Origin of the sequence: Streptomyces sp. NPDC006552 (assembly GCF_040611655.1) — a bacterium.
In the GTDB taxonomy this organism is placed as follows: domain Bacteria; phylum Actinomycetota; class Actinomycetes; order Streptomycetales; family Streptomycetaceae; genus Streptomyces.
Map to the genome: position 1 here is coordinate 1 of NZ_JBEXOS010000043.1, position 12,596 is coordinate 12,596.

General features: G+C 74.6%; 3 protein-coding genes. All 3 read right to left on the minus strand.

Features of this window, described 5'->3' with window-relative positions:
• Positions 1–116: 116 nt before the first annotated feature.
• The 3 genes from ABZY33_RS23480 to ABZY33_RS23490 are packed head-to-tail and all read right to left on the minus strand — an operon-like array spanning position 117 to position 12,592.
• On the minus strand, positions 117–848 hold the full coding sequence (locus ABZY33_RS23480) for an alpha/beta fold hydrolase (RefSeq protein WP_356493596.1): 732 nt from the start codon (positions 846–848) through the stop codon (positions 117–119).
• 58 nt (positions 849–906) lie between these two features.
• On the minus strand, positions 907–4,803 hold the full coding sequence (locus tag ABZY33_RS23485; protein WP_356493597.1) for an amino acid adenylation domain-containing protein: 3,897 nt from the start codon (positions 4,801–4,803) through the stop codon (positions 907–909).
• A gap of 4 nt (positions 4,804–4,807) precedes the next feature.
• On the minus strand, positions 4,808–12,592 hold the full coding sequence (locus ABZY33_RS23490; RefSeq protein WP_356493598.1) for an amino acid adenylation domain-containing protein: 7,785 nt from the start codon (positions 12,590–12,592) through the stop codon (positions 4,808–4,810).
• Positions 12,593–12,596: the final 4 nt, after the last annotated feature.

Consider the following 12,596-nt stretch of genomic DNA (forward strand, 5'->3'; position numbering starts at 1 on the left):
CGCCCGCGACGCCGCCGATCGCGCCGCCCGCGCCGTCGATGAACAGTGCCTTGGACAGGCCCGGCATCCGGCTCAGGGGCCGGGATCCCGGCGGCCGCCTCCGTGCGTCGTACGGGCTAGCCCGCGGTGGACTGCGCCGCGATGGTGTCCAGGACCTCCCGGCCGTGGTCGACGAGGTACATGTGGTCGCCGGGGAACTCCCGGTAGGTGAAGGCGCCGGTGGTCGCCGCATGCCACTGGCGCGCCTCCTCGGCGCTGACCAGGCCGTCGCTCTCGCCCCGCAGGGAGCAGACGGGCACCGTCACCGGGGCGTCGGTGCTCGGGACGTAGCTCTCGTGCATCTCGCAGTCGGCCTGGAGGGCGGGGAGGATCAGCTCCCGCATCTCCGGGTGGTCGAGCGCCTCGTGCCGGAACCCCGCGAACTCCTCGACCCGGGCGAGGAACTCCTCGTCGGGGAGCCCGGCGGCGCGCCGCTCGCGCTGGGTCCAGGGCCCCGGCGAGCCGCTGACGACCAGCCGCTCGACGTGCACGCCGCGGGCGCTGAGCAGGTGGGCCAGCTCGTAGGCGAGCACCGCGCCCAGGCTGTGCCCGAAGAGCACGGTCCGCGCGTGCGCGCCGAGTCCGGCCACGATGTCGTCGACCTCGTTCTTGGCCGCTTCGACGACGTTGCGGTACGGCGTCTCCATGATCCGCCGTTCGCGGCCGGGCAGTTCGACGGGGACCACGCGCCACCGGTCGCCGGCGAGCGCCTGCCACGGGTGGAAGAACGAGGGCCCCGCCCCCGCGAACGGCACGCACAGCAGCGTGGGCCGCTCCCCCTGTCCTTCGGATGTGCCGGGTTCTGTCATGCCGGTCGGCCCCCTCGTCGTCTTCCTCGGTCCTGTGTTCTTCGTTCCGCTGCCCGCATCAGGCGAGCCTGCCTCTGACGACCTCGAAGAATTCGGCCACGGGTCCCGGCATGTGCATCTCGTGGTGCGTGGCGTTCACGGCGTGCACGTCGAGCGAGCCGAGGACGTAGGGGCGCCACAGATGCGCGTACGACTTCTCTTCGTGGGCCGCGTCGAAATACACCACGTCGCCGCGGTAGACCGGCGACCGGAAATCCATCATCCGGGCCGTGTTGTTGGCCAGCACCTTCGACATGGTGTCCAGGAAGCCCTGCCGGTCGCCTATGCGGAGGTACTGGGTGAAGTCGTCCTCCAGCTCGGCCCGGTAGTCCGACGCGTCCTTGCCGGCGTGCACCTCCGTGAACCCGTGGCCGCCCGGCTGGGCGTCCAGGACGGCGACGAGGGCGACCTCGTGGCCGAGCCCCTCGAGCGCCGCCGCGACGGCCTGCACGACGCTGCCGCCGTAGGACCAGCCGATGAGGTTGAAGGGGCCCGTCGGCTGGATCCGCACCATCTGGGCCACGTAGTCCTCGATCATCTCCTCGACGGAGTCCGCGAGCCGGTCCACGCCGTCGGAGCCGCGGGACTGCAGCGCGTAGGCCGCCCGGTCCGGCAGGTGCATGACGAAGCTGTAGTACGCCCAGCCGAGGCCGCCGCCGCCGTGGAAGAACCAGACCGGCGGCTTTCCCGTGCCGGGGTCGTTGTTCAGGGGCAGGACGACCGCGAAGGAGTCGGCGTCGTCGTCGGGGACGCCGCCGGCCAGCATCAGCGCGGCCAGTTCGGCCACCGTGGGGTACTTGATGATGGTCCGGATGGGGATGTCGATGCCGAACTGGTTGCGGACGCGCACGCTGAGCCGGGTGGCGAGCAGCGAGTGCCCGCCGAGGGCGAAGAAGCCGTCGTCGATGCCGACCTTCTCCACTCCGAGCAGTTCACCGAAGAGGGCGCACAGCTTCTCCTCGTAGGCGTTGCGCGGCTCGGTGCCGGCCGGGGCGGCGGCGTCCGGCGCGGGCAGGGCGCGCAGGTCGAGCTTGCCGTTCGCGGTCAGCGGGATCCCGGGCAGCGCGATCACCGCGGACGGCACCATGTACTCGGGGAGGCGCTCGCGCAGATACGCGGTCAGCTCCGCGGGGCCGGGCGGCTCGGCCCCGGGGGCGGGGACCGCGTAGGCGACGATGCGCCGGTCGTCCTCCTGGTTCTCGCGCACCACGGCGACCGTCTGCGCCACCCCCGGGTGCTGGGCCAGGACCTGTTCGATCTCGCCCAGCTCGATGCGGAAGCCGCGGATCTTCACCTGGGTGTCGGCCCGGCCCGCGTACACGAGCTGCCCGGTCGCGCTCCAGCGGACCAGGTCGCCGGTGCGGTACATCCGCTCGCCGGGCGCGCCGAAGGGGCAGGCGACGAACCGCTCCGCGGTCAGTGCGGGCCGGCCGTGGTAGCCGCGGGCCTGGCCGTAGCCGGAAACGTACAGCTCCCCCGTCACGCCGGTCGGCGCCGGGCGCAGGTCGGCGTCGAGGACGTGGGCGCGCAGCCCGGGGACGGCCCGGCCGATCACGCCGGCCCCGTCGCGCTCGGCGGAGCCGGCGTCCAGGTCGGTCCAGGTGACGTGCACGGTGGTCTCGGTGATGCCGTACATGTTCACCAGGACCGGCGCGTCGGGGGCGTGGCGCGTGTACCAGTCCGCGAGGCGGTGCAGGTCGAGGGCCTCGCCCCCGAACACGACGTAGCGCAGCGCCAGTTCGGTGCCGGGTGCCTCGGCGTCGGCCTGGATGAGCTGGTAGAAGGCGGAGGGGGTCTGGTTGAGGACGGTGACCCGCTCGCGGGCGACCAGGCGCAGGAAGTCGGCCGGGGAGCGGGAGACGTCGAAGGGGACGACGACCAGGCGTCCGCCGTGCAGCAGCGGCCCCCACAGCTCCCACACCGAGAAGTCGAAGGCGTAGGAGTGGAAGAGGGTCCAGACGTCGTCCGCGCCGAAGGCGAAGCCGTCGCGGGTGGCGGTGAAGAGGCCGACCACGTTGCGGTGCGGGATCAGGACGCCCTTGGGGCGGCCGGTCGACCCGGAGGTGTAGATCACGTACGCCGGGTGGGCGGGGCGCAGTGGTGCGCGGCGCTCGGCGTCGGTGAGGTCGGCGTCGGGGTAGGCGGCCAGGGCGGCGGACGCGTCGAGGTGGACCTGCGGGAGGGTCTCGGCGAGGCTCCGCGCGGCGTCGGTGGCGCCGGTGGTGAGCAGCAGGACCGGGCGGGCGTCCTCGACCATGTGGGCGATGCGCTCGGCCGGGGTGGCGGGGTCGACGGGCAGGTAGGCGCCGCCCGCCTTGAGGACCGCGAGCAGGGCGACGACCAGGTCGGCCGAGCGGTCCAGGCAGACGCCGACCAGGGACTCGGGGCCCACGCCCCGGGCGACGAGGTGGCGGGCGAGCCGGTTGGCGCGGGCGTTCAGCTCCCGGTAGGTGAGCGCGCCGCTCTCGCAGGTCACGGCGGTCCGGTCCGCGTGCCGCGCCGCCTGTTCCTCGAACAGCTGGACCAGGGTGACGTCGGGGACGGCGGGAGCGGCGGTGTGCGCCTGCGTCAGCAGCCGCTCCCGCTCCTCGGCGCTCAGGACGTCGACGGCGCCGATGGGCAGCTGGGGATCGGCGGCCACCTGCTCCAGTACGCGCACCAGCCGGGCGGCGATCTCCTCGGCGCGGGCGCGGTCGAAGAGCTGGGTCGCGTACTGGAGGTCGCCGCGCAGCGCCCCCGTCTCGTCCATGGTCAGGCTGAAGAACAGGTCGACCATGGCGGTCGAGGGGATGGCCTGCTCGAACCGGACCCGCAGGCCGGGGACGCCGTCCAGCTCCGGCTTCTGGTAGCTCTGCCAGGCGAACATCACCTGGAACAGCGGCTGGTAGGAGGCGGAGCGTTCGGGGTTGATGGCCTCCACCAGCAGGTCGAAGGGCACGTCCTGGTGCTCGTACGCCGTCAGCGCCTTGTCCCTGACCTGCGCGAGCAGCGCGGTGAACGAGGGGTTGGCGGAGAGGTCCGCGCGCAGCACCTGGGTGTTGACGAAGAAGCCGATGAGGTCGTTGAGCGCTTCGTCGGTCCGGCCGGCGATGGGGCTGCCGATGGTGAGGTCGTCGCCGCCGCCGAGCTTGCGCAACAGGACGGCGAGGGCGGCCTGCAGGACCATCGACATGCTCGCGCCGCGCTCGTCGGCCACCTTCTGCAGGCCGGCCGCGACCTCCTGGGGCACGACGAGGTCGACGGTGTCGCCGCGCGAGTCCGCCTCGGCGGGCCGCGGGCGGTCCAGGGGCAGGTTGAGCGGCTGCGGCACTCCGGCCAGCTCCCGGCGCCAGTACGCGACCTGCGTCGCGGCGACGCTGTCCGGGTCGGCCGGGTCACCGAGCACCTCGCGCTGCCAGCGCGCGTAGTCCTGGTACTGCACCGGCAGCGGTTCCCAGGCCGGTGCCCGGCCGTCCGTCCGGGCGGTGTAGGCCGTGATCAGGTCGCGCATCATGGGCGCGCTCGAACTGCCGTCCGAGGCGATGTGGTGGATGACCATGACGAGGACGTGCTCCTCGGGGGAGCACCGCAACAAGGTGGCGCGCAGCGGGAGTTCGGCCTCCAGGTCGAAGCGGTGCGCGACGGCGTCCCCGATCACCCCGGCCACGGCCCCGGGCGCCACCTCGGCCACGCGCACCTGCGGCGCGGCCTGCTCCACCGACAGGATCCGCGAGTACGGCTCGCCGGCGTCGTCGGTGGCGTACGTGGTGCGCAGGATCTCGTGCCGTTCGACGACGTCGCGGACCGCGGCGTCGAGGGCGCCCGGGTCCAGGGTGCCGGTCAGGCGGAACGCCGCCGAGATGTTGTAGGTCGCGGCCCCCCGCTCCAGTTGGTGCAGAAGCCACATGCGGCGTTGGGCGAATGACAGCGGAACCATTGCTTCACTCCTTTGCGGTCAGCGGGCGCAGACCGGGGCGGCGGGGGGCGGCCGAGGTCTGGGACCAGGCGGCGAGCGCGGCCACCGTCGGCAGGTCGAAGATCTTGCGGATGGGGATCTCGATGCCCAGCTCGGCGCGGGCGCGGCTGATGAGCCGGGTGGCGAGCAGGGAGTGCCCGCCGAGTTCGAAGAAGCGGTCGTCGAGGCCGACCCGGTCCAGGCCGAGCACTTCGGCGAAGAGCCTCGCGAGGGTCTTCTCGCGGTCGGTGCCGGGCGCCCGGTAGGCGGCGTCGGGGTAGACGGGCTCGGGCAGCGCGGCCCGGTCGAGCTTGCCGTTCGGGGTGAGCGGCAGCCTCTCCAGGAGGGTGACGGCGGCCGGCACCATGTAGTCCGGCAGTCGGGCGGCGACATGGTCGTGCAGTTCCCGGGCCGTGGGCGCGGGACGGTGGCCCGGCGTGTCGGGGCCGGTGGCGGCGGGCACCACGTAGGCGACCAGCCGGGTGCCGGTGCCGCGGTCCTCGCGGGCGAGGACGGCGCACTGCGCGACCCCGGGGTGGGCGGCGAGCGCGGCCTCGATCTCGCCGGGCTCGACGCGGAAGCCGCGCACCTTGACCTGCGCGTCCCCGCGGCCCGCGTACTCCAGCTGCCCCGTGGCGCCGAGGCGGGCCAGGTCGCCGGTGCGGTACATGCGGGTGCCCGGCGGGCCGAAGGGGTCGGCGACGAAGCGTTCGGCGGTCAGCGCGGCGCGGCCGTGGTAGCCGCGGCCCACGTTCCCCGCGACGTACAGCTCGCCGACCGTGCCGGGCGGTACCGGGACGAGCCCGGGGCCGAGGACGTAGGCCCGCATGTTGCCGAGCGGGGTGCCGACGGGGGCGCTGCCCGTCCCGGCCGGGGTGTCGTCGGTGACGGTGCAGGCGGTGGCGTAGAACGATTCGCTCTGTCCGTAGGCGTTGACGATCCGTACGCCGGGGAAGGCGGCCCGGGTCTTCGCGACGAGCGAGGCGGGCAGGGCCTCGCCGGCGAAGACGACGGTCCGCACGGCGGTGCGGTCACCGATGCGGTCGACGAGTTCGGCGAAGGCGGACGGCACGGTGGAGATGACGCCGCCGCTCCAGCTCTCCCGCTCGCCCAGGACGAGGACGTCCCGGACCAGCTCGACGACGCCGCCGGCGGCGAGGGTCGTGAAGAGTTCGAACACCGAGACGTCGAAGTTGACGGACGTGCCCGCGAGCAGCCGCCGGCCCGGTTCCATGCCCACGTGGGAGGCGAGCCGCAGCACGCCGTTGACGACGGTGGCGTGGGTGATGGCGACGCCCTTGGGCCGGCCGGTGGAGCCGGAGGTGTACATCACGTACGCCAACTGGCCGGGGTGTACCGGCAGTCCGGCGCCGGAGCCGGTGGCGGGCGCGGTCAGGTCGATCGTGTCGAGGAGGACGTCCGTGGCGTCGTGCGCGGGCAGCGCCGGGAGCGTCGCGGTGTCCGTCAGGACGAGGTGCGGACGCGCGTCGTCGAACACGGCGCCGAGGCGGTGGCTGGGGTACGCGGGGTCGAGGGGCAGATAGGCGCCCCCCGCCTTCAGGACCGCGAGCAGCGCCACCACGAGGTCCGCCGTCCGCGGCAGCGACACCGCGACCACCGTCTCCGGGCCCACCCCGCGTCCGGCGAGTTCGCGCGCCAGCCGCTCCGCGCGGGCGGTCACCTCGCGGTACGTGTACGAGGTGTCCCCGGCGACCACGGCCACCGCGTCCGGGGTGCGGGCCGCCTGCGCCTCGACGAGCCCGTGGACGGTGGCGTCCGGGGTGGCGGCGGTCGTGGCGTTGAACGCGGTGAGCAGCCGGCCGCGTTCGGCCGGCGCCAGGAGGTCGAGCCGTGCGGCCGGCTGTCCGGGCGCGGCCGCGAGTTGGCGCAGTACCCGCACCAGGCGGCCCGCGACGGCTTCCACGGTGGCCCGGTCGAAGACGTCCCGCGCGTACTGCAGGACGAGCTTGAGGTGCGGGTCGACCGCCGCCATCAGCGTCAGCGGGTAGTTGGTGGCCGTGGCGGGGCGCAGGCCGGTGAAGGCGATCCCGCCCGCGGCGTCGGCGGCCGCGCCCAGGGCGTCCTGGTCGACCGGGTACGACTCGAAGACCACCAGGGTGTCGAAGAGGGACGGCAGGCCGGCGGCCCGCTGGATCTCGGTGAGCCCGAAGTAGTGGTGCTCCAGCAGCCCGGCCTGCCGGTCCTGCAACCGGGTGAGGACCTCGGCGAGGGTGTCCCCGGGCGCGTACGCGACGCGTACGGGCAGGGTGTTGATGAACATCCCGACCATCGCGTCGACGTCCGGCACCGCGGGCGGGCGCCCGGAGACGGTGGCGCCGAACACCACGTCCCGGCGGCCGGTGAGTCCGCCGAGCAGCAGCCCCCAGGCCCCCTGGACCAGGGTGTTGACGGTGACGCCCAGTTCGGCGGCGCGGCGGCCCAGCGCGCGGGCGTCCTCGGGCGGCAGCGGCACGTCGGTCTGGTCGACGCCCGCGCCCCGGTCGCCGCCGTCCCCGGCTGCGGGGGCGAGCAGGGTGGGTTCCTCGACCCCGTCCAGTTCGGCCGCCCAGATGCGGGCGGACTCCGCCTCGTCCTGCCCGGCACGCCAGGCGAGGAAGGTCCCGAAGTCGCGGGTGGCGGGGAGCGGCGCGGGGTCGCCGTGGGAGGCGTAGAGCAGCAGCAGGTCCCGCATCAGCAGGGGGATGGACCAGCCGTCGAGCAGGACGTGATGGGCGGTCAGCACGAGTTCGGCGCGGCCCGGTTCGAGGACGGCGAGGGCGATCCGGAGCAGTGGCGGGGCGCTCACGTCGAAGTGGGTGGCGCGGTCCTCGGTGAGGAACGCCTCGAAGGCGGCGGTCCGCTCCGCCTCGCCGGCCGCGGTCAGGTCGAGGTGGCGCCACGGCAGCGTCACGGCCTCGGGCACGAGCTGCACGACGTCGCCGTCCGCCCGGTCGGCGAACACGGCGCGCAGCCCGGCGTGGCGGTCGAGGAGTGCCTGCGCGGCGCGCCGCATCCGCTCCGGGTCGACCTCGCCGGACAGGTGGAACACCAGCTGCATGTGGTAGGCGTCGAAGGAGGCGCCCGCCAGCTGCGTGTGGAAGAGCATCCCGGCCTGCACCGGGGTCGTCGGCCACACCGCGGCGAGGCGGCCGAGCCGGCTCTCCCAGCGGTCGATCTCGCGCTGGCCGACCGCGACGAGCGGCGCGTCGGAGGGGGTGAGCCCGCCGGCGCCGGGGGTCGTGGCGTGCCGGGCGAGGGCGGTCAGCGCCTGGACCCACAGCTCGGCCAGGTCGCTCACCTCCGCGCGGGAGAGCACCCCGGCCGGGAAGCCGAAGTAGGCGGTCAGCTCATCACCGTCGCGGCCGGGGGTGGCGACCGCGTTGATCTCCAGGGCCGAGAGGACGGGCAGGTCCGGGTCGGGCGCGGCGATCAGGTCCTTGTGCGTGGTGTCCGGGGCCCAGCCGAGGCCGCGCAGCTCCTCGGGGATGTCGGCGCCGGAGGCGCGGCCCAGGTAGTTGAAGCCGATCTGCGGTCGCCGTGCGGGGGCCAGCGCGGCGGCCGTGCGCGGGTTGAGGTGGCGCAGCAGTCCGTAGCCGATGCCGTGGTCGGGTACGGCGCGCAGCTGTTCCTTGACGGCCTTGACGGCCTGTCCGGCGGCCGGGCCCGCGGCGAAGGCGTCCGCCGTGTCGAGGCCGGTCAGGTCCAGGGCGACCGGGTACATCGCGGTGAACCAGCCGACCGTGCCCGACAGGTCCGCGCCGGGCACCACGTGTTCCTCGCGGCCGTGTCCCTCCAGGCGTACCAGCGTCGCGGACTGCGGTTCGCCGCGGGTGCGGCGCCGGTGGGCGAGGGCCAGCGCGAGGCCGGCCAGGAGTCCGTCGTCGGCGCCGCCGCCGAAGACGGCGGGCACGGTGTTCAGCAGGGCGTGCGTGACGTCCGCCGGTATCTGGACCCGTACCGTCTCCACGGTGGCGGTGACATCGAGCCCGGGGTCCACCTCCCGTGATCCCAGGAGCGGTTCGGCCGTGTCGAGGAGGCGCTGCCAGTGGGGCAGCTCCGCCGTGCGCCGCTCGGTGGCCGCCTCGTCCGCCAGCGCGTGCGCCCATCGCCGCAGCGAGGTGCCCTCCCCGGCCGGTTCCGGGGCGAGGCCGTCCCGGATCCGCTGCCAGGCGGCCACCAGGTCGGGCACGAGGATGCGCCACGAGACGCCGTCGACGACCAGGTGGTGCAGGACGATCAGCAGCCGGTCCGGCTCCGTGGCGGAGGTGAACCGGACGAACTGCGCCATGACCCCGGCGTCCGGGTCGAGGCGGTCGGCGGCCGCGTCGAGTTCGGCCTGCGGGTCGGCGCCGGCCCAGGGCACCTCCCGCAGCAGCGGGCCGGCGTCGACGCTGCCGGGCGACCGCGTCCACAGGGCCGCCTGCGCCCGGTCGAGCCGGGAGCGCAGGGCGTCGTGCCGGTCGAGGACGGCCTGCACCGTCGCCAGCAGCCCGGCCCGGTCGATGTCCTCGGGCAGGGTCAGCAGCGCGGACATGCAGAACCGGCCGATGCCGCCGCCCAGGGCGAGCACGTGCGCGGCCGTCGGCGGCAGCGGGAACCGGCCCACGCCGTTGCCCGGCAGTTCGGCCAGGCGCGGGCGCTCGGTCTCCGCCCTGCCTTCGGCCAGTTCCGCGAGCCGGGCCACCGTGCGGTGCTCGAAGATCTCCCGGGTGGTGACCACCACGCCGCGTCTTCTGGCCCGCGCGACGACCTGGATGGAGCGGATGCTGTCGCCGCCGCTGGTGAAGAAGTCGTCGTCGACGCCCACCCGTGCGGCGTCCAGGACGTCCGCGTACACCTCGGCCAGGGTCCGCTCCACCGCGGTGCGCGGCGCCCGGTAGGTGTCACCGGTGAACTCCGGCTCGGGCAGCGCGGCCCGGTCCAGCTTGCCGCTGGCCGTCAGCGGCAGCCGGTCGAGGACCACGAGCAGCGCGGGCACCATGTAGTCCGGCAGCCGCTCGGCCACGAACCGGCGCAGCTGCGCCACCTCGATCAGCGCGGCCGTGCCGGACGCCGGGGCCACATAGCCGACGAGGCGGGTGCGGCCGGTGGGGTCCTCGCACGCGGTGACCGCCGCCTGGCCGACCGCGGGATGCCGGGCGAGGACCGTCTCGATCTCGGTCGGCTCGACCCGGATGCCGTTCACCTTGACCTGGGCGTCGGCCCGTCCCGCGTAGGTCAGCAGGCCGTCCGCGTCCCACCGGGCGAGGTCGCCGGTGCGGTACATGCGGGCGCCCGCGGGGCCGAACGGGCAGGCGACGAACCGCTCGGCGCTCACCCGGCCGGAGCGGTGGTAGCCGCGGGCGAGCAGACCGCCCACGTACAGCTCGCCGGTCACGCCGGGCGGGACCGGGGCGAGTTCGGGGCCCAGGACGTAGGCGCGCATGTGGTCCAGGGGCCGGCCGACCGGTACCGCGCCGCTCGCGGCGGGCTCGCGCGGGAGTTCGTAGGTGGTCGCGTAGAAGCTCTCGGTCTGGCCGTAGGCGTTGACGATCCGGGCCCCGGGCAGGGCGCGGCGGACCTTGCCGACCAGTTCGGCGGAGAGCGCCTCGCCGGCGAGGACGACGCTCTCCACGTCGAGTCCGGTCCCGCCCGCCGGCTCGGCGGCGAGCTGGTCGAGCAGCGCGGACAGGACCGTGGGGACGGCGCTGACGGTGGTGCCCGACCAGCCGCCGCGCTCCGCGAGTTCGAGGACGTCACGGACGATCTCGACGCTCGCTCCGCAGGTGAGCGCGGTGAAGATCTCGAAGACGCTGACGTCGAAGGTGACGGAGGTCGCGGCGAGCATCCGGGATTCCGCGCCGACCCGCGTCCTGCGGCGCAGATCCTGTACGCCGTTGACGACGGCGGCCTGGGTGACGGCGACGCCCTTGGGCGTCCCGGTCGATCCCGAGGTGAACATCACGTACGCCAGGTTGTCCGGCCCGGTGGCCGGGGGGTGCGCGGCCCCGGGCCCGTCGTCCGGGTCCGGGCCGTCCAGGTCCAGGTCGTCCAGGTGCAGGACGGGAGGCCGGCAGCCGGCCACGGTCGCGGCCGTCTCGTGGTGGGTCAGGACGAGCGCGGGGGCGGCCGCCTCCAGCAGCAGGCCGGCCCGCGCGGCGGGGTAGCCGGGGTCGACGGGCAGGTAGGCGCCGCCGGCCCGGACCACGGCGAGCAGGGCGACCACCAGCTCCGCCGAGCGGGGCAGCGCCACGGCGACCAGGACGTCGGGCCCCACGCCGTGCTGGCGCAGGACGGCGGCGAGCCGGCCCGCGCGGGCGTGCAACTCCCGGTAGGACAGGGTCGTTCCACCCGACACCACCGCCGTCGCGTCCGGGTCCCGCGCCACCTGGGCGGCGACCAGCTCGGCCACCGTCGAGCCGTGCACCGGCAGCGTCGTCCCCGCCGGCCGGGTCAGCCGCTCCCGTTCGGCGGGGGTGAGCACGTCCACGGCGCCGAGCCGCGTGCCGGGAGCGGCGACCACCTGCCGCAGCACCCGTACGTAGCGGGCGACGAGGGCTTCGGCGGTGGAGTGGTCGAACAGTTCCGTCGCGTACTCCAGGCGCCCGTACGCGCCGCCGGAGGGGGCCGGGACGATGTTGAGGAACAGGTCGAACTTGGCGGTGCCGGTGCCCGCCGGGAGGGGTGTGACCCGCAGCCCCGGTATCTCGATCGGCGCCCATTCGAACTGCCAGGCCAGCATCGTCTGGAAGAGCGGCTGGTAGGCGGTCGTGCGGTCGGGGCCCAGCAACTCCACCAGCCGCTCGAACGGCACGTCCTGGTGGTCGTAGGCGGCCAGGGCCCGCTCCCGCACCTGGGCGAGGAGGTCCCCGAACGAGGGGTTGCCCGACAGGTCGACGCGCAGCACCCAGGTGTTGGCGAAGAACCCGATCAGGTCGTCGAGCTGCTCGTCGGCGCGGCCCTCGATGGGGCTGCCGATCGTCAGGTCGTTGCCCGCGCCGAGGTGGTGCAGGAGGACGGCGAGCACGGCCTGGGCGACCATCGGGGCCGTGGCCCCGTGCTCGGCGGCCAGTTTGCCGACCCCGGCGAGCAGGTCGGCGTCCAGCTCGAAGTCGACATGGCCGCCGCGGTGGTCGGCGGCCGTGGGCCGGGGCCGGTCCAGCGGCAGCTGCACCGGCTGGGGCACGCCGTCGAGTGCGCGCCGCCAGTACTCCAGTTGCTCCGCGGCGACGCTCGCGGGGTCCTCCTCGTCGCCCAGCAACTGCCGCTGCCAGAGGGTGTAGTCCTTGTACTGCACGGCGAGCGGCGCCCACCGCGGCGCGCCGCCCTGGTGGCGGGCCTTGTACGCGAGGAGCAGGTCCCGCATGAACGGCGCCATCGACGCGCCGTCGGCGGCGATGTGGTGGAAGACGAACACCACCACGTGCTCCTGGGGGCCCACCCGCAGGACGGTGGTGCGCAGCGGGAGTTCGGTGTCCAGGTCGAAGCCCTCGCACGCCACCTCCTGCGCCGTGGCGTCCACCGCGGCCGCGGCCACGTCGACGATACGGAAGGGGGCGGCCGCCCGCTCCGGGGGCAGGATCCGCTGCTCCGGTGTGCCGTCCGCGTCCTCCGCGACCAGGGTGCGCAGGCTCTCGTGCCGGGTGACGACGTCGGACACGGCCGCGGCCAGGGCCGCCGTGTCCAGCGGCCCGTCCAGGCGGAGCACGAACGGAATGTTGTAGGTCGCGGAGGGACCTTCCAGGCGGTGGAGGAACCACAGCCGGCGCTGGGCGAAGGACAACGGGATCATCGGC

What these genes read in the sequence shown, in the direction of transcription:
- ABZY33_RS23480 (WP_356493596.1), bottom strand. Translation starts at nt 848, where the DNA reads ATGACAGAACCCGGCACATCCGAAGGACAGGGGGAGCGGCCCACGCTG.
- ABZY33_RS23490 (WP_356493598.1), bottom strand. Translation starts at nt 12,592, where the DNA reads ATGATCCCGTTGTCCTTCGCCCAGCGCCGGCTGTGGTTCCTCCACCGC.
- ABZY33_RS23485 (WP_356493597.1), bottom strand. Translation starts at nt 4,803, where the DNA reads ATGGTTCCGCTGTCATTCGCCCAACGCCGCATGTGGCTTCTGCACCAA.